The organism is Kitasatospora sp. NPDC023120, from assembly GCF_055560835.1.
Map to the genome: position 1 here is coordinate 89,747 of NZ_JBVHHY010000027.1, position 21,855 is coordinate 111,601.

Here is a 21,855-nt window from a genome sequence, read left to right on the forward strand (position 1 = left end):
TGCCGCCACCGCCTGGGCCACCACAGTGAGGGCGCCGTCCCCGATTGCGAGGAGAGATCATGAAACGACGGTTCCTGACCATCGTCGCGGCCTGTGTCCCCCTGGCCGCCGCCGCGGCCGTCTCCACACCGGTGAGCGCGTCGGCGTCCCTCGCCGTCGCCGGCCCCTCGTCCTACACCTGCGCTCCGTCCACGCTGCCGGCCCCGGAGGGCACCGCGGTGGAGTCCGTGACCGCGGCCGCCGTGCCGGCCGGCACCTTCCAGGTGCCCGGGGTCCCGCCGCTCGGCGGGGGCCAGGTGCCCGACGTCCCGGCGCACTGCGAGGTGACGGTCACGCTGACGCACCCCGGCGCGAACGACCAGGCCAAGGTGAACGTCTGGCTGCCGCAGGCCGGTTGGAACGGCCGCTTCCAGGCGGTCGGCGGCAAGGCGTACGCCGCCGGGGACAACGGGGCCGGTCTCGCGGCGGCCGTCAAGCAGGGCTACGCCGCCGCCACCACCGACGCCGGCGTCGGCGGGCCCCTGGACACCGGCTGGGCGCTGGACCCCTCCGGGCACGTCGACACCGCGCTCCTGGACAACTTCGCCTCCCGCTCCGCGCACGAGATGGCGCTGGTCGGCAAGCAGGTCGTGGCCGAGGTCTACGGCCGGGCGGCGTCCTACTCCTACTGGAACGGCTGCTCCACCGGCGGCCGCCAGGGCTACATGGAGGCCCAGCGCTACCCGAACGACTTCAACGGCATCAACGCCGCGGCGCCGGGCATCAACTGGAACCAGTTCGAGGTCGCCACCCTGTGGCCGCAGGTCGTGATGAACGAGGCGCACACCTACCCGACCGGCTGCGAGTTCGACGCCTTCAAGCAGGCCGCCCTCAAGGCCTGCGACAAGCTCGACGGCGTCGCCGACGGCCTGATCAGCGACCCGCAGCGGTGCGACTTCGACCCGCGCCGCCTGGTCGGCACGCGGATCGAGTGCGACGGCAAGCAGGTCACCGTCACCGAGGCGGACGCCGAGGTGGTCCGCAAGATCTGGGACGGCCCGCGCGACGTGAACGGCAAGCGGCTCTGGTACGGGCTGCCGATCGGCGCCGACTTCCTCCCCCTGGCGGCCACCAAGAACGACGCGAACGGCGTTACCACGGGCGCGCCGTTCTTCGTCCCGTCGGTGTGGGCCGCCACGTTCGTGCAGGAGCAGCCCTCGTTCGACACCGCGAACCTCACCACCGCGAAGTTCGAGGAGCTCTTCCGCAAGGCCCGCGCCGAGTACGACCCGGTCATCGGCACCCGGGACGCGGACCTCTCCGCGTTCCGCGACGCCGGCGGCAAGCTGATCACCTGGCACGGCGACGCCGACCAGCTGATCCCCACCGCGGGCACGGTCGACTACCGCAAGCGCGTGGACGAGGAGATGAGCGGCACGAGGAAGGTCGACGACTTCTACCGGCTCTTCCTGGCACCGGGCGTCTCGCACTGCGGCCTGGACGGTGGCAAGGTCGACGACCTGGCGTCACTGACCGCCTGGGTCGAGCACGGCAAGGCACCGGCGGTCCTGCACGCCGCCCTGACCACCGCCACCGGTGGGACCGTCGCCCGTGACCTGTGCCGCTACCCGATGGTCTCCCGCTACACCGGCCACGGTGACCCGAACGCCGCGAGCAGCTTCCGCTGCGTCCGCCCCTCGCGCGGCTGAGACCTGCGGTACAACACGTTCGGGTCCGTCCCCCGGGCGGGGACGGACCCGAACACTGTCGTACGTGACCCGCTGCGCTCAGAGAGCCAGATCCGCCGCCAGACAGGAGAACCTGACCGCCAGCGCGTCGGGGTCGTGGGCGTCCACCGCCCGGTACGCCGACGGCACCGCCTTCTCCTCGACCATGTCCTCGAAGGCGACACGCTCCGGGAGCGTGCCGAACCGGGCCTTGCGGACTGCCGCCGCCTGTCCGTTCGTGCTGGGACCAGGATCACTCACGTCCGTACCTCCTGTGGTCGGCATGCGCGTGGGTCAGAGGTGGTCGGCGTCCACCACGGCCTGGGCGAAGGCCGTCGGCGCCTCCTGCGGCGCGTTGTGGCCGATGCCGTCGAGCAGGCGGTGCTCGTACCGGCCGGTGAAGAACCTCCGGTACCCGCTGCCGTCGGCCGTGGGTAGGAACGGGTCGAGGGCGGGGTCCACGGCGATGGTCGGCACGGTGACGGCGGGCCGGGCCGCGAGCAGCTGCTCGTAGCGCTCGTAGCGGGGCTCGCCGTCGGCCAGGCCCAGGCGCCAGCGGTAGTTGTGGATCACCACGGCGGCGTAGTCGGGGTTCTCGAAGGCCGTGGCGGTGCGCTCGAAGGTGGCGTCGTCGAACTTCCAGGTCGGGGAGGTCTCCTCCCACACCAGCCGACACAGGTCGTGCCGGTTCTGCCTGGTCTCCATGGCGATGCGGCCGCGGTCGGTGGCGAAGTAGTACTGGTACCACCAGGTGTGCTCGGCCTTCGGCGGCAGCGGGTTCCGCTGCGACGGGAGGTTGACGATGAGGTAACCGCTCACCGCCACCAGGGCCTTGACCCGCTCCGGCCACAGCGCCGCGACGGTGCCGGCGGCCCGCGAGCCCCAGTCGAAGCCGGCCAGCACCGCCTTGTGGATCTTCAGGGCGTCCATCAGAGCGATGACGTCGACGGCGATCGCGGCCTGCTGCGCGTTGCGGACGGTCGTCGGGGACAGGAAGGTGGTGGTGCCGTGGCCCCGTAGGTACGGCACGATCACCCGGTAGCCGGCGTCGGCCAGCAGCGGCGCCACGTCGACATAGCTGTGGATGTCGAACGGCCAGCCGTGCAGGCAGATGACCACCGGGCCGTGCTTGGGCCCGGCCTCGGCGTAGCCGATGTCGAGCACGCCGGCCCGGACCCGCTTGAGCTCGGTGAACGCGGTGTGGGTGCCCGGGGCGATGGTCGGGATGACCGGGGCCGGGCGGCCGGGCTGCTCGGAACCGGCCGCGAAGGCGGCCGGAGCGTTCGACGCCGCGCCGACCGACACCGCCGTGGCGCCCATGCCGAGGCCTACTGCCCTGGTGAACGTACGCCTGTTGATCATGTCCGATCCCTCCTGGAGGCCCGCTGGTGCCTCCACTGTTCTTCGGCAACCGGCGTGACACATCAGTCACATGACGTCGAGACACCCGAAGAGGCGTAAGGCTCTGCCGGGCCGCCACATTCAGTCATTCGACTGTTTCCGCCGTGCTTCCGCTCGGTGATCCTCGAAGGAGCGCCGCGATGCCGGCGGATCGTCGTGTGCCGTCGTGTGTGCAATCGGAAGGTCTGGCCGTGAAGCAAACCCCCGTCGTCCTCATCCACGGTGCGTGGTTCCACAGGTCCTCCTGGGAGAGCTGGGCCGAACGGTTCACCGCGTACGGCTACGCGGTGTGCGTCCCGGACTGGCCCGGCGAGGCCCCCACCGCCGACCAGGTCCGCCGCGATCCCGGGCCGCTGCGCGACCTCGGGCTCGCCGCGCTCACGGCCCACTACGAGAGGGTCGTGCGTTCCTTCGACAACCCGCCGGTGCTCATCGGGCATTCAGCCGGCGGTCTGATCGCCCAGCGCCTCCTCGGCGCCGGCCTCGGCCGCGCCGCCGTGGCCCTCGCGCCGCTGCCGGCCGGTTCGACCCGGCACCTGTGCTTCGAGCCGCTGTCCCGGACCTGGTTCCGGCACGTCGTTTCCAACGCGGTCGGTGAGGAGGAGGCCGCGAAGCTCTACGACCGGTACGCCGTCCCGGCCCCGCTCCGGCTGCTCACGGACCTCGGGCTCGATCGCACCGCCGCCGGGTCGGCCGACACCGTCGTGGACACGGCCGATTCGGCGCGCGGACCGCTCCTGCTCGTGTCCGGCCAGGAGGACCGGATGGTCCCGGACGCCGTGACCCGCTCGGCCTACAAGCTCTACGGAGATTCCTCCGCCGTGACCGATCTGAAGCAGTTCGCCGATCGGGGGCACTCCCTGGTGTTCGACAGCGGCTGGCGCCCGGTCGCCGACCACGTCCTCGCCTGGCTGGCCGCGAACGGCATCGAGGCCGCGGCCGCACAGGGCTGAGCGCGGGCGTCAGACCTGCGCCGCGTCGGTCCGGCTCAGGGTGTCGGTCCGGCTCAGCGCGTCGCGCAGCGCCGCCCGGGCCGTGATGCCCAGCTTGGGGAAGATGCGGTACAGGTGTGAGCTGACGGTGCGCGGCGACAGGTGCATCCGCTCGCCGATCTCCTTGTTCGTCAGACCGCTGGCGGCCAGGTCGGCGATGCGGCGTTCCTGCCAGGTCAGCGAGGCCAGGTTCAGCGTCGAGACGCGGGGCGGGATCCCAGTGGCGCGCAGTTCGGCCCCGGCCCGCTCGGTCCAGCCGGCCGCGCCCAGCCGCTCGAACGCCTCGGCCGCCGGGACCAGGTACGGCCGCGCCGCCGCCCGGCCCTGGACGTGGCACACCCGGACGCCGTGCGCCAGCCGGATCCGGGCCAGCTCGAACGGGAAGCGGGCGGCGTCCGGGTGGGATTCGGCCCGGACGAACATCTCGGCGGCCTCCCGCTCGTCCTCGGCGGTCATCGCCAGCGCGCCGTAGGTGATCAGCGCCAGGCGGGGCGACACGGACGGCAGACCGGCGTCGCGGGCGGCGAGGGCGTGCGCCCGGGCCTGCTCGACGCGTCCGGTGTGCTGGGCGGCCTCGACGAGATCGAGCAGGGTACGCGAGGCCTGATACGTGTAGGGCCGGAACGTGCCCGGCTGCGTGATCCCGATGGCGTAGAGGTAGGCGGCCTCGTAGTCGCCGGAGCCCAGCGCGGCGGTCGCGCCGGCGGAGTCGGCGACCTGGGTCAGGAACCCCAGTCCGCGCGGGCGGGCCCAGGCGTCCACCTCGGCCTGGAGGTCCCGCGCCCGCCCGACCTGTCCGCGCAGCGCCGCCAACTGGGCCAGGTACGCGCGGCTCTGGGTGGCGAACAGCCGGTGGCCGTGCTCGGTCGCCCGGTCCAGGCCGCGCTGTCCGGTTTCCTCGGCCTGGGCCCATTCGCCGGCCGCCATCTGGTCGAGCATGATCTGGTGCAGCATGACCATGCCGGTGGCCACGGCTCCGGTCTCCAGCTCGCGGTCCACGACGCGCTGCAGGTGGGGGCGGTAGTGGCTCAGGAGGTCGAGGTGGTACGCGGCCGCGCCGAACCGAGTGACGTCCCAGGGCTCCAGATTCGACAGGTTGGCGGCGGCCTGTCGCACCGGCCCGGCCCAGCCTGCCCCGTGCCTGGTCACATCGCTCCAGGTGTCGCTGAAGAGGCGCGAGTGTTCGGTGACGAGGTCGCCCATGGAGGCCAGGAGTTCGCGCGTGCTCTCCCAGACCGCGCGATCCCCGCCGAACTGACTGATCGCCAGGAGGAGGACCACCAGCCGGGTGAGGACCTCGTCGGGTTCGGTGCTGCCGACAGCCAGCGCAGCGGCTGTCCCGCGGTCCCGGAGCTTCTCGATCTCGGCCGAGACCTGGCGGTGCGTGGAGCGGACGTCCCCGTCCTGGTAGAGCGCCCGGTAGGCGGCCGCCAGCACCGAGGCCGGCGACTCCGTCGAGCCGGGCGCGAGCTCCGCCTGGACCAGCCGGTGCGCCTGGCCGAGGCGGGCGGCGTGACCGGCGACGAAGGCCGCGTCGGTCAGGCGCCGGGACCGGTCGGTGTGGTTCTCGCTGAGCTCGGCGGCCCGGGTCAGCCAGCTCACGGCCGCCAGCGCGCCGCCGCGCCGGGTCGCCGACTCGGCTGCCGCCTCCAGGACGTCGGCGACCTCCTCATCCGGATCGACCGTCGCCGCCGCCAGGTGCGTCGCCCGGCGTTCGAGGTTCTCCCGGTGAAGCTGCGCCAGCGCCAGGTGCGCGGCGCGGCGCTGGTTGGGAGTGGCCATCCGCACGACGGCAGAACGTACGAGTGGGTGGCGGAAGACGAGATCACCGGTGACCGCGTCGATGTCCAGCAGCCCGATGGCCACGGCCGTGTCGGCGTCGCGCATGGCGTAGCGGGTGCCGGGGACGGCGTCGGTGCCGCGCGGGGTTCCGGCTCCGTCGAGCGCGCCCGTCAGGAGTTCGGCCCGGACCTGCTCGTCGAGGGCCGCGATGCGGGCGCCGAACAGCCGTTGCAGCCGCCGGGGCAGCGGCACGCCGCGCTGACCGATGAGGTCTTCGAGCGGGAGGTCGCTCGACCGGCCCGCGAAGTGGGCGGGCAGCTCCACCAGGGCCAGCGGGTTGCCCTGGGCCTGGTCCAGGACGATCCGGCGGGCCTGTCGGCCCAGATCCGGATACCGGTGGTCCAGCAGACGTGCCGCCTCCTCGTCGGGGAGGGCGTCCACCGGCAGCTCGGGCAGTGCGGCGGTGTCGAAGCGCGAGGTGAGGTCGGTGCGGACCGCGACCAGGAGCTTCACCGGGCCGCCGGCCAGGCGCCGGCCCACGAAGCCGCAGACGTCGGCGCTGGCGTCGTCCAGCCACTGCCCGTCGTCGAGGACCAGCAGCAGCGGCCGCTGTGCGGCGGCGAGCGACAGCAGGTTGAGAGCGGCGATGCCGAGCGTCATGACCGAGGGCGGATCGCCCTGCACCCCGCCGAACACGGCATCGAAGACCGCCCGGGTCCCGTCGTCCAGCCGCTCGACGTCGGCCAGCAGCGGATGGAGGAACTGGTGCAGCCCGGCATAGGGCAGCTCGGACTCCGCCTCGACGCCGGCGGCCCGGACCACCACGTGGCCCTCCTGCTCCGCCAGCGCGACGGCGTGGCCCAGCAGCGAACTCTTGCCGACCCCCGCTTCCCCGCGCAGGACGAGCGCCCGGCCCGTGGCGGACCCGAGGAACTCCGCGAGCTGCGCCCGCTCCTCCTCGCGGCCCACCATCGTCGTGGTGACACCCCACCGCTGCGACCCAGTCATGCCCCGGCCCCTTCCCGCGTACGCCGACCACCGACCACGATCCCGGGAACGCGGGCCCTTCGAGCCCGTGTCGAACCCTGGCCCATACCCGGGCCGGGGCGGCCAGTGCCCCCTGACCCGCGGACCGCGAGTGGGTCGTCAGTCAAATGACTGGGGTTCCGGGAAACGACCGGCGTGGGAATGCGGATCACGATTTCGGTCAAGTGACCGATGCTCCGGGCCGCAGCCGTGCACGACTGTTGAACCCAAGGAATTCGACGAGAGGAAATACCGGGCGGGCCCGGCATGCTGACTCATGGTCAGCTAGCCATCGCGATGGCGAACACCGGGTGGGGGCAGGTGGCTGTTCGCGAGCAGGGGACCACGCGGATCCAGCTGACCTCGGTCTACTCCCACGGGGGCTGGCTCCAGGGGTGGAACCTCGAAGGCAACGGCTTCCTCGCCCGGTACGCACCCGCTCTGATCGCGTACGCCGCGACAGTCTTCCTCTTCGCCACCTCCAACCAGGGCGCCGTCTACTGGGAGCAGTCCCGCACGTACTGATGCCTCGTGGGGCAGTTGCGTCACTCCGAGAAAGTCCGAGAAAGGAAGACCCGCCATGTCTGTCAGCTACACCGCCACGGTCGAAGTCACCGGCGAGGGCCGCAACGGCGGCACCGTCCGCTCCACCGACGGGCTGCTCGACCACCGCCTGTCCATCCCCAAGGAGTTGGGCGGAGCCGGCGACGCCACCAACCCGGAACAGCTCCTCGCCGCGGGCTGGGCCGCCTGCTTCCTGGGAGCCCTGCGCCACGCCGCCGCCCAGCGCACGATCAGGCTGACCAGCACCGAGGTCACCGCCGAGGTCACCCTCCACCACGGCGACGACGGCGAGTTCTCGCTCCTGGCCACGCTGTCCCCGCGCCTCGGCGGCGTCGACCAGCGCACTGCCGAGGAACTTGCCGAGGCCGCCCACCTGATCTGCCCGTACTCGAAGGCGACCTGCGGCAACATCCCTGTCACCATCGAGGCCGTGGCCGTCTGAGCACCCCGACACTCGGGTACGCCCCGACCGGCCCGCGCACGAGCGGGCCGGCCGGGGCGCGTGAGGAGGAAGGAATGCAGATGCCGGAATCAGAAGCCGAGAACACGCCGGATGGCGCCCCCGTGGCCCGCAGAACGATGCTGGGCATGCTCGCCGCCGGGGCGGTGGGACTGGTCACGGCGCCGTACGTACGGACCGGCTGGGAACGCGTGCTGGCCGGGGTCTCCGAGGCCGACCCGACCGGACTCAGCGCCCTGCTGCCGAACCCGGGAGGGTTCCGCTACTACAGCATCGTCGGCTCGGTCCCGCGCAGGGGCGAGCACGACTACGAGCTGAGGATCGACGGCCTGGTCGACCGGCCGCGCACGTACACCCTCGCAGACCTGCAGGCGCTGCCGCAGACCCGGGTCGTCCACGACGTCCAGTGCACCGACGGCTGGCGCGTCGAGAAGATGCCCTTCGAGGGGCTGAAGCTCTCCGACCTGCTGGACGCGGCCGGAGTCCGCGCCGGAGGCAGGGCCCTGCGCTTCACCTGCTTCGACGGGGCCTACACCGAGAGCCTCACGCTGGAGCAGGCCCGGCGCTCCGACGTGCTGGTGGCCCTGCGGATGCTGGACGCGCCGATCACCCACGAGCACGGCGGCCCGGTCCGGCTCTACGTGGCGCCGATGTACTTCTACAAGTCCGCCAAATGGCTGTCCGGCATATCGGTCACCGACCGGGTCGTCCCCGGCTACTGGGAGGAACGCGGATATGACGTCGACGGCTGGCTCGACGACACCGCCGAACGCGGCACGACCTGACGGGCGGGTACGGAGGTTCACCACCGCCGAGCGGATGGTCCACCGGGCGACCGCGGCGCTGATGGTGCTGTGCGCGGCGGCGGCGGCCTGCCTCTACATCGGGCCGCTCGCCCAGGCGGCGGGCCGGCGGTACCTGATGGCCACCGCCCACGAGTGGTCCGGCATCCTGCTCCCCGTGTCGTTCCTCCTGGGACTGTTCTCCGCGGACTTCCGCGCCGATCTGCGCAGGCTGAACCGCTTCGCGCCGTACGACCGGCGCTGGCTGCGCGCGGTCCGTCGGCGCTCCGCCGCACCGTCGGAGCGTCCGGCGGGCAAGTTCAATGCAGGGCAGAAGCTGTACGCGGGCTGGATCGCCGGCACCGTACTGGTGATGATGTCCACCGGCCTGCTGATGTGGAACGTCGGCCTGTTGTCGGGCATCTCCCGGACGAGCGCGATCTTCGTGCACGACATCCTCGCGTGGGGCGTCGCCGTGGTGCTGGTGGGCACATGCGCCAGGCGTACCGGGATCCTGAGGCGCGCCACGGCATGCGGACCGGATACGTGGGCCGGGAGTGGGCAGACCGGAACCACCCCCTGTGGCTGAGCAAGGACGAGCCGGACAACGCGCGGAACACCGCTGATCGGGAGCCGTGACCAGCGGCGACACCACACGTCAGGGGGAACGCGACGCTCGCTAGGGGAGCAGGCCGTACGCGTAGTCCCAGAGCTTGTCCGCAGCGACCGGGTCGATCGACCACCGCGCGACGCCAGACATGGTGAACTCAGGGCCTCCGTCAATGACTTCGGCCTCGTGGTTGTCCTCGAAGTGGCGGCCCGTGACACCGGCCACCAGGGGTGAGGCGGCCAGCAGAACGCTGGTGGCCGCCCCCTGCGCGGGAGTCTTGTAGTAGTCGGGAGTCAGCAGGTTCCCCTCCTCGTCCATGGCGCCGGCCGCCTGCATGGCGGCCCGGTCGAGGTGGCGCGTCAGGTTGGTGTGGATCCAGCCGGGCTCGCAGGAGTTGGCGACGATGCCGTCCCCGGCCCAGCGGCGGCTGATCCCGACGGCGAGCAGGACGTCGGCCGTCTTCGACTGTGCGTAGGCGACCATGGGGTCGTACCGGCGGCGTTCGAACTGCGGGTCGTAGAAATCGAAGCCGTGCAGGCGCTGCGCACCGGAGCTGACGGTCACGACGCGCGGCTTCTCGGCGGCCCGGAGAGCTTCGTGCAGTCCATGGACCAACGCGAAGTGACCGAGGTAGTTGATCGCCAGCTGCATCTCCCAACCCTGCGCGCTGACCTGCCGCTCCGGCAGCGCCATCACGCCGGCGTTGGCGACGACGGCGTCGACGGGGCCGTTCCAGCCGTCGCAGAAGGCTCGGACGGACCGCAGATCCGCGAGGTCGAGCGCGACGGCCTCGGTGGTGGGGAACTCCTTGAGAACCGGCTCGGCGATGGCGGGGTTCCGGGTCGCGATGACGACGTGCGCGCCCGCCCCCGCAAGGGCTCGCACGGTCTCGGTCCCGATCCCCGAGGCCCCGCCGGTGACGATCACGCGCTTGCCGGTCAGGTCGACCCCGGACAGGACCTCCGTTGCCGTGGCTCGCTTGTCGAAGGGGGTGGTGATGAGCGTCATGGTGAGGGGAGTTGTCCTTTCGGTACAGACTGGTCGTCGGGACGCAGAGTTTTCCGTGCCGGAGACTCTCCGGTCCGCTCTGGAAACCCTGACCCGCGGACCGCGTGCGGGTCATCAGTCAAATGACTCTCGTCTTCGTGGGCTCAGCCGTTTCAACGTAAGTCGCCTCCTGGCGCCCGCCAGTGATCATGGGTAGATGGGTTCGGGATAGTGAGGGATCCGATCACCGGCGCGGACGGCGACATCGCGCTCGTTCGGGCCGCGCAGGCGGGCGACATCACAGCGCTGGCTCTGTTGTGGGGCGACCTGGGCAGATGATCTATCGGCACCCGCAATGCCGACCACCAGGCAGAGGGCCCGGATCGACTACGGGATGATCGTGGCCTGCGCGAACCACGTCATCGCGGTCTCGGCCGCTTCGACGGGCAGGTCTGACAGGAAGACGACGGCCAGATTGTTCACGGGGCGGGAGCAGCAGACGTAGAACAGGTTGCGGGAGCGTGCGGTGCGCTCGGGCTTGTCGCTGCCGGCCATCATCTTTCCGATGCTGAACTGCGTCCAGGCACCGTCTTCGACCAGAACGACTACGAGAGGCTGATCCAGGCGCGGCTGGCCTCGGTCTTGGGCTCGCGGAGATGGATCTTCCCGTTGTCGATGGCGGCGAGGGTCCAGCGGACGTAGAGCTTGCGGTCCATGAGGTGGACGTCGGACCAGTGGAGGGCGAGGACCTCGCCGCGGCGCATGCCGGTGCCGAGCATGACCTCGAACAGATCGGTGAGCCGGTCGGCGTAGTGCTCCGAGTTGTGGCGCAGGAACGCCGCCGCCTCGTCCGGCGTCCAGCAGATGCGCTCGGCGGCGCGGGGCCTGGGCGGGACGGAGTGCTTGGCCGGGTTGTAGCGCAGCCCCCAGGAGCGGACGGCGGCGTTGAGGGCGTTGCGCAGGGTGGAGACGATTCGGTAGACGGTGACCTTGCCGCGCTTGGCCTTGCGCTGGGCGGCGATCCAGCGCTCGATGTGCTTGGGGCGCAGGTCCGGGAGGCGGTAGTGGCCGAAGGCGGGGATGAGGTCCCGTTCGACGCACGCCTCGTAGCCGGCATAGGTGTTCGGGGCGAGTTCTTCCTTCTTCGCGGTCAGCCATTGGCGCAGGAAGCTCGCCACCGTGGTGCGGCGGTCCTCGTAGACGCCCCGCAACTCACCATCCAGCACCGCCTTCATCTCCCGCGTCGCCTCGGCCCGGGTGGCGAACCCGCCCCGACGGCGAGTGCGGCGCTTGCCCTCTTCCGGGGCCAGGTCGACGCAGTATGTCCACGACCCGTGACCCGCCTCCTCCAGCAACCACACACACCACGGACCCAGCTGCTTCCCGTTCCCGTCCGTACAACCACACCGCCGGTAGACCCGACCCCGCTGCGCACGCTGTCCCATGAGCTTCCCCTTCTCTCGGACTGGGTGGTGGCTCTGGGGCAAGAGTGGCTGTCGTGTCGGGTGTGGCGGCAGAGCGCGCTGGGCGGTGCGCGAGGCACGTCAGAACCATCTGGCGAAGACACGCTCAAGACGACACACCGCGTGGAAGATCACCATCCGTAGCCAGTGGGTAAGCGGCCATGGTCCGCCCGCAGACGCCGGTCCCGGGGCCGGCTGGCGGCATCGGCGTGAGGGCAGTCGGGCTGGCGTGACGCCCATGGCGCAACCCCGGGCCGTTGGCCTGTGCCAGGGAGCAGAGCGGCTCTGGCCAGCGGGTTCGACACCGGCAGTGTCCGCGGAGGAAGGTAGGGGCTTTGGCGGCGTCCGCCAGGTGGCGGCCGGCGCGAGGCCCGGCCCGGTGGCGAGGAGCGGCAGTGAGCGATCGAAGCGCTATCGAGTGGACGGAAGCGACCTGGAATCCGACCACCGGCTGCGACCGCGTGTCCGCCGGCTGCGACAACTGCTACGCCCTGACCCTGGCCAAGCGTCTGAAGGCGATGGGCGCCGTGAAGTACCAGACGGACGGCGACTCGCGAACGTCCGGACCCGGCTTCGGTCTTGCACTGCACCCGGACGCCCTCGACATCCCGAGGCGCTGGCACAGCCCCCGGGTCGTGTTCGTGAACTCCATGAGCGACCTCTTCCACGCCAAGGTGCCGCTGCCATTCGTCCGGGACGTGTTCCAGGTCATCGCCGACACCCCCCCAGCACACCTACCAGGTACTGACGAAGCGATCCCTGCGGCTACGCCGGGTCGCCGACCGGCTGGAGTGGCCCAACAACCTCTGGATGGGAGTGTCGGTCGAGGACGAGAGTCAGCTCGGTCGCGTCGACGACCTGCGAGCCGTCCCGGCCGCCGTCCGGTTCCTCTCGCTGGAACCGCTGCTGGGACCCCTTCCGGGCCTGGACCTCGACGGCATCGGGTGGGTGATCGCCGGCGGCGAGTCCGGCCCCCACCACCGTCCGATGGACCCCACGTGGGTCACCGGAATCCGCGACGCCTGCCAGACGGCCGGCGTGCCGTTCTTCTTCAAGCAGTGGGGCGGCCGCAACCCCAAGGCCCGCGGCCGCGACCTCAACGGCCGGACCTGGGACGAGATGCCCGCACGAGACCCGATCCCCGCCTCCTGATCCAGTGCGCCGTGCACGCCCCCTGGTCGCACCGTGACGATTGTGTGATCCTGCCACCGGCAGCGACGGCTCACCGTACCGGGGAGACACATGGCGGCACCGAAGGACGTCATCTGGCCACGCGATCCGCACACCGCCGCCAAGCACGCCCTGCTGCGGCGCTACCTCCAAGCCTGGGCACCCATCATGCTCAGCCACAATGAAGTCGTCACCTACGCCGAAGGGTTCGCAGGCCCCGGCATTTACCAGGACGGCGAGCCCGGCTCTCCCGTCGTCGCCCACCAGGTCTTCTCCGGAGCGCTTCGGCGCAGTCCCCGGAAGGTGAGGATGGTGCTGGTCGAGGAGGACGGCCGGCGCAAGACTGAGCTGGAACGCCGCATCGCGGCAGCCGTCGACTCGTCTGGCGTCCGAGGCGACCGGCTCGACGTGCACATCGCCCAGGGCCAATGCCATCCCGACCTGCTGCAGCAACTGGACCGGACCGGCAGTCTCCACCACCCCATGTTCGTCCTCCTCGACGGCTTCGGCGGCCCGGAAGTCCCCTTCCCCCTGCTGCAACGGATCGCCACCCAGCGCCGCAGCGAGGTGACGAGAGTTGGCAGACCGGGGAGATTGATTTTCCGGAGGGACACGTCGACCCCGACGGGGCCGACTGGTTGTTCGACCTCCTCGTCGACCGATCTCCGGAGGCGTACGTGAGCTTCGCCGTCGACTACTACGAAGTACCAGTCGACCTGGATACCGTCAGGCACGTCTATGCACTGCGGCCACTCACCGATGACGTGGTCCGTGCCCTCAATGCCGAGCTGACTCTCGCGGACCTTGCTGAGGACATCGCAGGGATCGGCTACCCCGCGACGTAGGGAAATTGGTGGGACGAGTAATCCGCCGCGGAGTGGCGCGCGCCGAGATGTCTGCCGTCCCGCGCGTGACTGGGAGCACCGCGGGGTGCACGTCGTGGCCCTCGGCTTCCGATATCCCAGAGTCGCTACGCGATGCCGAGCAAGAAGTTGCCCTGCTGCCGCGAAAGCGTGGTGTTCGTAGGGGTGAGTGAGTTCTGGAATGCGACCGTGAGGCAAGTCACTCTCGAAGCCCCGGTCATCGGGCGCCTCTCACGCGGCTCTCACGGACTGGGTGTCATGAAGTGTCATCAGGCATCATGCGGCCTGGATGTGGCAGGCCCTGACCTGCGCTTTCTGGACTGAGCGGACTGTCCGTCACCACCTTTCGACCGCTGGGGGCACAAGGAATTGCCCGCGGTGCCACCGATCCGTTCCGCGGTCGCCGGCTCAGTGGCGGAGCCGGCGGAGCAGCGGGCGGGGCAGGAGTCGTTGACGAGCTGGATGCCGGAGGCGACCAAGCAGACGGCGGCGCCGACGGACGGCTGTCCTGACCTCGCGCCCGTGGGGGTCGCGGAGAATACCGGGGATCGTCCGCGTGGCACGCGTACCGCAACCGTGGGGAGATGGGCAGACGTGATGGACAGGCGGTACATCGTGATCGGCGCTGGCGCGATCGGCGGGGTGGTCGGCGCGCGGCTGCACCGGGCCGGGCACCGGGTGGTCCTGGTGGCGCGCGGCGACCACGGGGCGGCCCTGCGGGAGCGCGGGCTGACCGTGCACGGCCCGCACGGGGCCGACACCGTCCGGGTCCCGGTGGTGGCGGGGCCCGAGGAGATCGAGCTGCGCGACGGGGACGTCCTGCTGCTGGCCGTCAAGACCCAGGACACCACGGCCGCCCTGGCCGCCTGGGCCGACCGCCCCGTGGGGGAGTCCGGCCGGGCCGCCCTCCGGCTGCCGCTGGTGTGCCTGCAGAACGGGGTGGAGAACGAGCGGCTGGCCCTGCGCTGCTTCCGGCGGGTGTACGGCGCCATGGTCTTCATGCCGGCCGAGTTCCTCACCCCGGGCGAGGTCCGCATCTGGTGCGGGCCTCGCCCGGCCGCGATGGTCCTGGGCCGCTACCCGGGCGGCACCGACGGCACCGACGGGACCGACGGCACCGACGGGATCCTCCAGGGCATCGCCGAGGACCTGCGGGGCGCCGACTCCCGCGTCCTGGCCGTGGAGGACGTGATGCGCTGGAAGTACGGCAAGCTGCTCGGCAACCTGGCCAATGCCATCGACGCGCTGTGCGGGCGGCAGGGGGCCCTGCTGCCGAGATGGCCGCCCGGGCGAAGGCCGAGGCCGTCGCGGTGCTGGAGCGCTCGGGCATCGCGTACGCCTCGGTGCAGGAGCTGGCCGAGCTGCGGCGCGGCGCCGTCGAGGATCCGGCCGGCGGCGCGGGTGGGCCGGGATCGACCTGGCAGAGCCTCAAGCGCGGTGGTGGATCCGCCGAGGTCGACCACCTGAACGGGGAGATCGTCCTGCTCGGCCGGACCTGCGGACTGCCCACCCCGGTGAACGAGGCCCTCCAGGGTCTGGTCAACCGCTGGGCGCGGGAGCGCCGGGAGCCCGGCAGCCTGGACCCGGTGGAGCTCGCGGGGCTGATCGGGCCGGTCTGACCGGCGCCCGCCGGACAGGTGCGGGCGCGCGGGCCGATCGGGTACCGGGTCAGATGGTCAGTCTCAGGCGCCCAGTCTCAGGTTGTGCTCCGTGCACGCGGTGTCGATGCGCACCGCCGTTCCCGTGCGCGGATCGTCGGTGGCCACCAGGGTGTAGTCGCCCAGGGGCACGTCCGGGAACCGGTAGCCGCCGTCGGCGGCGGCCGTGGTCGTGAGGCCGAGGCCGCTGCGGTCGAGGAGGGTGACCCGGGCTCCGGGCACCGGAGCGCCCCGGCCGTCCGTGACCGTGCCCGACAGGCAGCCGAGGGCCGAGTGCGGGGTGAGCACCACGTCGAAGGGGGCCGGGGCGGTGGGGGTCACCTGGAGGAAGCGGACGGACGGGCGGTAGTCCTCGTGCCGCAGGACCAGCGTGTACGTCTCCAGGGTCAGCCCCGTGAAGAGGAAGCGGCCGTCCGGGCCGGTCGGCACGGTGTGGGCGGGGAGGCCGTCGTGGCCCAGGAGGATGGCGCGGGCGCCGTGCACCGGCGTGCCCTCCAGGTCGTCCCAGACCCGGCCGGCGATCGCGCGGGCCTCGGGCCCCGCCGGGTCGGTCATCAGGGTCAGCTGCCGGCTGACCTCCGACGGCCCGGCGGGCAGGCTCAGTTCGGCGGCGGCCGGGCGGTGGGTGCGGGAGTTGGCGATCAGGACGCACCGCTGCCCGGGCGGAGCCTCGATCTCGTAGCGCCCGTGCGTGTCGGCGTGCGTCCGGGCGAGTTCGGTGCCGTCGGCGGTCATCAGGATGAGCCTCGCCCGGGGCAGGGCGGCCCCTTCGGCGGACCAGACGCTGCCGCACAGCCGGACGGCGGGGCCGGGCCGGGCGGCGGTGTGCGGGGCCCCGGCGGCGTACCGGTGGTGGAGGACGCTGACGGCCGCGAACAGCGGGGCGGCCAATAACCAGACCAGGAGCAGCAGTCGTCTGCCCGGCCCGGGCTGGGCGCACAGGACGAGCAGCAGCGAGGAGCACAGACAGGCGCCGGCGGTCAGGGCGGCTCCCAGCCACTCGCCCGGCCCGGCATGGCCGGCGGGAGCCGGTCGCCGGATGCCCGGCCGGGCCTGGCCCCCGAGGAGGTGGAGGCCGAGCGCGAGGGCCGCCAGCGCGAGGGTGGCGCCCGCGCCGAACAGCAGGCGCCAGGGGAGGTGCCGGATCGCCGGGTTGACGGTGTCGCGGGCCAGGACGGCGCAGATCCCGGTGAACACGATGAACAGCCATGCCGCCTTGAGCTGTTCACGGTACGGACGGCCGGAACGGGCTGGATCGGCGAGCGCGGCGTACAGCAGCGGCAGGGCACCGAGCGGGACGAGCAGGGAGGAGACCAGCGCCAGGACGGAGGCGGCGGTGAGCAGGCCCGCGTCGTCGGCCAGGGCCTGCAGCAGGGCGGAGAACGCGGTTCCGGCGAGCCCCGCCAGCAGCGCCGTCGAGGGGGCCGACAGCGCGGCGGAGAGCACCAGGCCCGCCAGCGCCCAGGTGCCGAGGTCGACCAGGTGGCGGGGCTCCGGGGCGGAGGTGCCCAGCTGTTCCCGCAACGGGAGGGTGACCACGGCGTGGGCGGTCACCGTGAGTTGCGCCGAGCAGGCCAGCCAGAGTGCGAGCCGTCTCCCGTGGACCCCGGCGAACTCGGGACCGGCGCTCGTTGGTCGGCTCATGGGGAGGGCTCCCGGTGGGGCGCCCCTGTCGCGATCGTTGATATAGGGCACATTGTGAGAGTGTACTCACTAACTCTGATGGAGTCGACCGGATGCGCAAGGTGAGGTAGGGGTGGCCGTATGGCGCCGGTGTGGCCGACGGCCATGGCATCTCCGCCGGAATTTTGAAATACCATGGTTTTTCCATTGCTTTTCTTTTGCCAATGCAGGGCCGGAGCCCGGGGGGAGAAGGCCCGCGACCAGCCTCCGGTGCTGGTGGGGGTGTGAGTGGACTGTGTACGCGCGTCTTACCGTCCCTTCACCAAGCCCTAGCGCCCCGGGTTTCACCGCGCGCCGGTTATCGCGGGGCGGCGGAGGGTGGACGCGGGAACGGCTTTCAAGGTCGTTTGGTGGTACGTTGGCCCAGGCCAAACCTTCCCGGGATGAGAAGTAGCGAAGGTTTCGGCCCGGTGGGGATCAACGCCGCTTGCAGCGCAGCTTTGGGGGACTGGTGCGTGTGTCATTGGTGGAGCGGGACGAGGAGCTGGAAGCCCTGGAGGCCGTCGCGTTCGCGGCGGCGAAGGGGCAGGGCAGGATCGTCGTCGTCAGTGGAGGGGTCGGCTGTGGCAAGTCGGCACTCCTGCGAGCAGCGGCGGCGCGCTGGGAGCGCGAGCCCGTACGGGTGCTGAGCATGGGATGCTCGGCCGCTGAGCAGGGCATTCCGCTGGGAGTCGTACGACGGCTTTTCGGCGGGCTGGATCTGGACACGGACCGTCGGCGCGTGGTCGCCGAGGCCGTCGGGGCCGGTGTCGCCGAGGCCGGACAGGCCTGGTCGGCGGGCATCGCCCGGCCGCTCGCCGAGGTCGCGGAAAAGCTCTGGTCCGTCCTGAGTTCGGCTGCGGAGGAATTGCCGATCCTTTTGGTCGTGGACGACGCGCGTCATGCGGATTCGCCGTCGCTGCACATTCTCCTGTATTTTGCCCGCCGTATCAGAATGGCGCGGCTTTCCATGGTCTTCGTCGAATCCGACGGAATGCGGGCCGAACACCCGCTCTTCCACGCCGAATTGATGCAGCAGCCGGAACTCGATTATCTGAGGCTGCGGCCGCTGACCGGCGACGGTGTGCGGCGCGTTCTCGCCGAGCGGCTCGGCGAGAACGCGGCGCAGTCGTACGCGAGCGCCTGCCTGGACCTCGCCGGCGGCAATCCGCTGCTGACGGCCGCGCTGGCCGCCGACTGCGAGAACGCGGCGGGCGGCCTGGTGGCCGATCCGGTGGCCGACCCGGAGCGGATCGCCGGGGAGCACTACCGGTTCGCCGTGACGGCGCTGCTCAGCCGGTTCGACCCGGAGGTCCGGGAGACGGCCCAGGTGATGGCCCTCCTCGGGGACCTCGCCTCGGGCGGACTCCTGGGCCGGTTCCGCGACCTGGGGCCGGCGGCCGTGGAACGGTCGCTGCGCCCGCTCATCGTGGCGGGCCTGGTGAGCGGCGGCGCGATGCGCCACCAGGCCACCCGTACGGCCGTCCTGGAGCAGATGGCGGACGACGCCCGGGAGGCCGTGCAGGTCGACATCGCGCGCTTCCTCTACGAGAGCGGGGCGCCCAGCAGCCGGGTGGCCGAGTACCTGCTGCGCGCGGGCCTCACCGCCTGGACGGACGAGAAGCTGGGCGCCTGGGGCGTGATCGCCCTCAAGGAGGCCGCCGACCACGCCCTCGACTCCGGCGACATGAACCTGGCCGAACAGTGCCTGGAACGGGCCTACCGCATGTCCGCCGACAAGACGGAACGCGCCTCCATCCTCGCGGCCCTGGCCGGACTGCAGTGGCGGCACAGCCCGCAGACGGCGTTCCGCCGGCTGGCCCCGATCCTCGACCTGGTCGAGCGCGAGGGCCGGGTGACCCCCCAGAACCTGCTGCTCGTCCGCTACCTGCTGCACCGGGGCCAGCACGAACAGGCGGAGCGGATGATCCGCCGTCTCCACCAGTCGCTCGACTCCGCGCCCCGGATGGCCGAGGAGGTGCGACTGCTCCACTCCTGGGTGGCCGTGATGTTCCCGGGGGTGGCGGAGCGCATTCCGTGGGACTCCACGGCGTTCGAGAGCAAGGACACCGCGGAAAGCCACGGTGTGCAGACAAGAGCGACGACCCTGCTGCAGTCCGTGCTGACCGGAACGGCCACCGAGGCGGAGATCAGCGAAAGCGAACAGGCGCTCCGTGTCTATCCGCTGAATGGACGAACGCTCGATTCCCTCGTGATGGGAATGACGGCGCTCGTCTACGCGGATCGCGCCGCTTCTGCCGGGGCCTGGTGCGCCTCGCTGCTGGCGGCCACCGAGCACCTGCACGCGCCGTCCTGGCACGCGACCATGCTGTACCTGGCCGCCGAGGCGGCCCTGCGGACCGGGGACCTACAGGCCGCCGAGCGGTACGCCTCCCAGGCCCTGGAGGAACTGCCGCCCAAGGACTGGGGGACGGACATCGGGTATCCGGTGGCCACCCTCGTCCTCGTCCGCCTGGCCCTCGGCCGGAGCATGGGCGAGGTCCGGGAGGTCCTCCAACTCGCCGACGTGGAGACACTGTTCGCCAGCCGGAGCGTCCTGCACTACCGCTACGCCCGGGGCAGCTTCTACCTCGCCACCGACCAGACGCACGCGGCCCTGCGGGACTTCACGGACTGCGGCGCGCTGATGCGGCGCTGGAACATGGACAACCCCGGTCTGGTGCCGTGGCGGGTCGGCACGGTGGAGGCGCTGGTCCGCCAGGGCAAGCACGCCCGTGCCAGGGTCCTGCTGGGCGAGCAGTTCGAACTGCAGCGGGGGGCCGACAACCGGCGCTCCCACGGCCTGGCGCTGCGCCAGTTCGCCGCGCTCTCCGGCCCGGAACGGCGGCCGGAGATCCTGCGCAAGGCCGCCGACGTCTTCAAGGAATGCGGCGACCGCTACGAACTGGCCAACGTCCTGGTGGACCTGGTCGACGCACACGAGGCGCTGGGCGAACGGCAGCGCGCGCGGTACCTGGCCCGCCGGGCGCGCCGGATGGCCGAGGCGTGCGGGGCGGAACCGCTGCTGGTTCGCCTGAACTCGAACGGCGAGGAGCCCGTGGCGGCCGAGCGCCGGCCAGAGGAGACCGGCCGGGCCCTGGACGGCGCCGACGAGCTGAGCCCCGCCGAGGAGAAGGTGGCGACGCTGGCCTCGCTCGGCTACTCGAACCGGGAAATCAGCCAGCGGCTGCACATCACCGTCAGCACGGTCGAGCAGCACCTCACCAGGGTGTACCGCAAGCTCAACGTCAGACGGCGTGAGGATCTGCTCGTCTCCCGGTTCCAGCCGGACTCCGCACTGCTGTAAGGGCGTTGTGGCTCGGGGTGGGCCGAGGCTCGGTCCGGAACGACGGGGGACCGCACCGAATCGAGCCGCGGCCGGGCGCCGGGGCCGCTCGACGGGACTGCGCACGGCCTGGCGCCGGTCAGTGGTGCCGGGCCAGTGGTGTCCGGTCAGTGGCCGGCCGCGAGGCCCTCCATGACGTCGGCGGCGCGGGCGGCGCCGCCCGCGGCCTCGATGGCCGCCCGGATGTCCTCCAGACGGGCGGCCGTGTCCGGGTCGCCGGAGACCGAGCGCACCGCCGAGAGCAGCTCCTCCGGCGACGCCTCCTCGGGGTCGAGCAGGACCCCGAGCCCGAGCTCCACCACGCGGTTGGCGTCGATGAGCTGCTCCCGGCCGCGCGCGGCGAGGACCAGGGGCGTCCCGCAGGCCAGCGACTCCATCAGGCTGCCCATGCCCGCCTGGCAGACGAACGCCTTCGCGTGCGGCAGCACGGCGAGGTGCGGCATCCAGCGGTGGACCTCGACGTTCGGCGGCAGCGGCTCCAGCTCGGCCGGGTCGACGCCGTTGCGGCCGAGCGTCATGACGACGTGCCACTCGGTGCCGGCGAAGGTCTCGGCGCACATGCGGAAGAACTCGGGACGGTTGCCGTACGTGGTGCCGAGGGACACCAGGAGCACCGGACGGCCGTCCGCCGGAGGCTGCCAGGCGCCCCGGGCGGCCTCGAAGTCCAGGCAGGGGCCGACGAATTCGTACCCCTCCCCGAAGGACTCCCCGCCCATCTGGAACGCCCGGGGGAAGAACGCCATGCGGGTGCCGTCGAAGACGGCGGCGAGCTCCTCCGGCGGCAGGCCGGCCGCGCCGTTGTCGGCCAGGAAGCCGGTCAGGGTCCGGTGGAAGTCGCGCATCGCGGGCCGCACCCCGGGGCCGCCGTCGCCGGCCTCCTTGAGCAGCCGGCCCAGGGAGAAGGACTTGCTGCCCCCGCGCTGGGGCAGGAACACCGGGAACAGCTCCACCCCGGGCCGGTTCCACTGCCGCACGAGCAGCCGCCCGGCCGCGTTCATCGCCGAGTCGTAGACCACCACGTCCGGAAGTCCTTCGCCCAGGCGGGACTTGAGCTCCGGAAGGAGTGCCGCGGACTCGCGGACGGCGGCGGTGAGGGCCAGCGGCAGCCAGTCCTCGGCCTCGGCCGGGATCGCCTGGGAGAGGTCCTGGATGGTCGTCTCGTAGCGCACCGGCTCCGCGCCGGTGGCCGCGACCTCGTCGAGGAACTGGTCCGTCGTGGCGAAGGTGACGCGGTGACCGCGCCGGACCAGTTCGGCGGCGACGGGAAGGGTGGGGCGGACATGCCCGTGGGCCGGGGTCGCGAAGAACGCGAAGTGCCGCTGGGGCGCCGCGGCGGGCGGGGTGTGGGGCACGGCTGTGGACCTCCTGGGAATGGGGAGCGAG

At 71.8% G+C, this 21,855-nt stretch carries 17 protein-coding genes and 4 pseudogenes; 13 read left to right on the forward strand and 8 right to left on the reverse strand.

Annotated elements, in window-relative coordinates; genetic code table 11:
• Window positions 1-59 precede the first annotated feature (59 nt).
• Complete coding sequence (locus tag ACZ3TI_RS32215) at window positions 60-1,688, forward strand: tannase/feruloyl esterase family alpha/beta hydrolase (protein WP_465732478.1); 1,629 nt, start codon at window positions 60-62, stop codon at window positions 1,686-1,688.
• A 78-nt stretch (window positions 1,689-1,766) separates the two neighbouring features.
• Here ACZ3TI_RS32215 and ACZ3TI_RS32220 read toward each other — a convergent pair whose 3' ends face one another.
• Window positions 1,767-1,967, reverse strand: coding sequence for a hypothetical protein (locus tag ACZ3TI_RS32220; protein WP_360240041.1), 201 nt, complete (start codon window positions 1,965-1,967; stop codon window positions 1,767-1,769).
• 33 nt (window positions 1,968-2,000) lie between these two features.
• A complete protein-coding gene (locus tag ACZ3TI_RS32225; RefSeq protein ID WP_465732480.1) occupies window positions 2,001-3,068 on the reverse strand; it encodes an alpha/beta fold hydrolase in 1,068 nt (355 codons plus the stop codon).
• A 230-nt stretch (window positions 3,069-3,298) separates the two neighbouring features.
• Between ACZ3TI_RS32225 and ACZ3TI_RS32230 the strand changes: the two genes are divergently transcribed.
• Window positions 3,299-4,060 (forward strand): alpha/beta hydrolase, encoded by a 762-nt coding sequence (locus ACZ3TI_RS32230; RefSeq protein ID WP_465732482.1) that lies wholly within the window; start codon window positions 3,299-3,301, stop codon window positions 4,058-4,060.
• Window positions 4,061-4,069: 9 nt separating this feature from the next.
• On the opposite strand, the gene ACZ3TI_RS32235 is transcribed toward ACZ3TI_RS32230, so the two are convergent.
• The gene (locus ACZ3TI_RS32235; protein ID WP_465732484.1) at window positions 4,070-6,889 is read right to left on the reverse strand and encodes a helix-turn-helix transcriptional regulator; all 2,820 of its coding nucleotides are present in this window, start codon (window positions 6,887-6,889) and stop codon (window positions 4,070-4,072) included.
• Window positions 6,890-7,228: 339 nt separating this feature from the next.
• Between ACZ3TI_RS32235 and ACZ3TI_RS32240 the strand changes: the two genes are divergently transcribed.
• The 4 genes and pseudogenes from ACZ3TI_RS32240 to ACZ3TI_RS32255 all read left to right on the forward strand — a co-directional run bounded on the left by ACZ3TI_RS32240 (window position 7,229) and on the right by ACZ3TI_RS32255 (window position 9,352).
• Window positions 7,229-7,432, forward strand: coding sequence for a hypothetical protein (locus ACZ3TI_RS32240; RefSeq protein WP_465732486.1), 204 nt, complete (start codon window positions 7,229-7,231; stop codon window positions 7,430-7,432).
• A 55-nt stretch (window positions 7,433-7,487) separates the two neighbouring features.
• A complete protein-coding gene (locus ACZ3TI_RS32245) occupies window positions 7,488-7,913 on the forward strand; it encodes an organic hydroperoxide resistance protein (RefSeq protein ID WP_465732488.1) in 426 nt (141 codons plus the stop codon).
• 80 nt (window positions 7,914-7,993) lie between these two features.
• Entirely contained in the window at window positions 7,994-8,716 is a 723-nt protein-coding gene (locus ACZ3TI_RS32250) for a molybdopterin-dependent oxidoreductase (protein WP_465732490.1), read from the forward strand.
• A pseudogene (locus ACZ3TI_RS32255) lies at window positions 8,667-9,352 on the forward strand (cytochrome b/b6 domain-containing protein). The gene ACZ3TI_RS32250 and the pseudogene ACZ3TI_RS32255 overlap by 50 nt, the downstream one beginning before the upstream one ends.
• 40 nt (window positions 9,353-9,392) lie before the next feature.
• On the opposite strand, the gene ACZ3TI_RS32260 reads toward ACZ3TI_RS32255, so the two are convergent.
• The 3 genes from ACZ3TI_RS32260 to ACZ3TI_RS32270 all read right to left on the reverse strand — a co-directional run bounded on the left by ACZ3TI_RS32260 (window position 9,393) and on the right by ACZ3TI_RS32270 (window position 11,665).
• Window positions 9,393-10,331, reverse strand: coding sequence for an SDR family NAD(P)-dependent oxidoreductase (locus tag ACZ3TI_RS32260; RefSeq protein ID WP_465732492.1), 939 nt, complete (start codon window positions 10,329-10,331; stop codon window positions 9,393-9,395).
• A 366-nt stretch (window positions 10,332-10,697) separates the two neighbouring features.
• Window positions 10,698-10,868, reverse strand: a complete 171-nt coding sequence (locus ACZ3TI_RS32265) for a hypothetical protein (RefSeq protein ID WP_465732494.1) — start codon at window positions 10,866-10,868, stop codon at window positions 10,698-10,700.
• A gap of 47 nt (window positions 10,869-10,915) precedes the next feature.
• Window positions 10,916-11,665, reverse strand: coding sequence for a site-specific integrase (locus ACZ3TI_RS32270; RefSeq protein ID WP_465732496.1), 750 nt, complete (start codon window positions 11,663-11,665; stop codon window positions 10,916-10,918).
• 569 nt (window positions 11,666-12,234) lie between these two features.
• Between ACZ3TI_RS32270 and ACZ3TI_RS32275 the strand changes: the two are divergent.
• The 6 genes and pseudogenes from ACZ3TI_RS32275 to ACZ3TI_RS32300 form a co-directional block, all read left to right on the forward strand.
• Window positions 12,235-12,432 (forward strand): annotated as a pseudogene (locus ACZ3TI_RS32275) (DUF5131 family protein); the annotation flags it as partial.
• Between the two features lie 100 nt (window positions 12,433-12,532).
• Window positions 12,533-12,925: a DUF5131 family protein gene (locus ACZ3TI_RS32280; protein WP_465732535.1), complete on the forward strand. Its 393-nt coding sequence runs from the start codon at window positions 12,533-12,535 to the stop codon at window positions 12,923-12,925.
• Between the two features lie 90 nt (window positions 12,926-13,015).
• Window positions 13,016-13,624, forward strand: coding sequence for a three-Cys-motif partner protein TcmP (tcmP, locus tag ACZ3TI_RS32285; RefSeq protein WP_465732498.1), 609 nt, complete (start codon window positions 13,016-13,018; stop codon window positions 13,622-13,624).
• A complete protein-coding gene (locus tag ACZ3TI_RS32290; RefSeq protein ID WP_465732500.1) occupies window positions 13,621-13,788 on the forward strand; it encodes a hypothetical protein in 168 nt (55 codons plus the stop codon). The genes tcmP and ACZ3TI_RS32290 overlap by 4 nt, the downstream gene beginning before the upstream one ends.
• 615 nt (window positions 13,789-14,403) lie before the next feature.
• Window positions 14,404-14,784, forward strand: a pseudogene (locus ACZ3TI_RS32295) (ketopantoate reductase family protein); the annotation flags it as partial.
• Between the two features lie 299 nt (window positions 14,785-15,083).
• Window positions 15,084-15,290 (forward strand): annotated as a pseudogene (locus tag ACZ3TI_RS32300) (ketopantoate reductase C-terminal domain-containing protein); the annotation flags it as partial.
• A gap of 198 nt (window positions 15,291-15,488) precedes the next feature.
• On the opposite strand, the gene ACZ3TI_RS32305 reads toward ACZ3TI_RS32300, so the two are convergent.
• On the reverse strand, window positions 15,489-17,108 hold the full coding sequence (locus ACZ3TI_RS32305) for a carboxypeptidase regulatory-like domain-containing protein (protein ID WP_465732501.1): 1,620 nt from the start codon (window positions 17,106-17,108) through the stop codon (window positions 15,489-15,491).
• A gap of 490 nt (window positions 17,109-17,598) precedes the next feature.
• Here ACZ3TI_RS32305 and ACZ3TI_RS32310 point away from each other — a divergent pair, with 490 nt between their 5' ends.
• Window positions 17,599-20,433, forward strand: coding sequence for a helix-turn-helix transcriptional regulator (locus ACZ3TI_RS32310; RefSeq protein ID WP_465732503.1), 2,835 nt, complete (start codon window positions 17,599-17,601; stop codon window positions 20,431-20,433).
• 146 nt (window positions 20,434-20,579) lie between these two features.
• On the opposite strand, the gene ACZ3TI_RS32315 is transcribed toward ACZ3TI_RS32310, so the two are convergent.
• Entirely contained in the window at window positions 20,580-21,824 is a 1,245-nt protein-coding gene (locus ACZ3TI_RS32315) for a macrolide family glycosyltransferase (RefSeq protein WP_465732505.1), read from the reverse strand.
• Between the last annotated feature and the right edge of the window lie 31 nt (window positions 21,825-21,855).

What these genes read in the sequence shown, in the direction of transcription:
- ACZ3TI_RS32215 (WP_465732478.1), top strand. Translation starts at nt 60, where the DNA reads ATGAAACGACGGTTCCTGACCATCGTCGCGGCCTGTGTCCCCCTGGCC.
- ACZ3TI_RS32225 (WP_465732480.1), bottom strand. Translation starts at nt 3,068, where the DNA reads ATGATCAACAGGCGTACGTTCACCAGGGCAGTAGGCCTCGGCATGGGC.
- ACZ3TI_RS32235 (WP_465732484.1), bottom strand. Translation starts at nt 6,889, where the DNA reads ATGACTGGGTCGCAGCGGTGGGGTGTCACCACGACGATGGTGGGCCGC.
- ACZ3TI_RS32245 (WP_465732488.1), top strand. Translation starts at nt 7,488, where the DNA reads ATGTCTGTCAGCTACACCGCCACGGTCGAAGTCACCGGCGAGGGCCGC.
- ACZ3TI_RS32250 (WP_465732490.1), top strand. Translation starts at nt 7,994, where the DNA reads ATGCCGGAATCAGAAGCCGAGAACACGCCGGATGGCGCCCCCGTGGCC.
- ACZ3TI_RS32260 (WP_465732492.1), bottom strand. Translation starts at nt 10,331, where the DNA reads ATGACGCTCATCACCACCCCCTTCGACAAGCGAGCCACGGCAACGGAG.
- ACZ3TI_RS32265 (WP_465732494.1), bottom strand. Translation starts at nt 10,868, where the DNA reads ATGATGGCCGGCAGCGACAAGCCCGAGCGCACCGCACGCTCCCGCAAC.
- tcmP (WP_465732498.1), top strand. Translation starts at nt 13,016, where the DNA reads ATGGCGGCACCGAAGGACGTCATCTGGCCACGCGATCCGCACACCGCC.
- ACZ3TI_RS32305 (WP_465732501.1), bottom strand. Translation starts at nt 17,108, where the DNA reads ATGAGCCGACCAACGAGCGCCGGTCCCGAGTTCGCCGGGGTCCACGGG.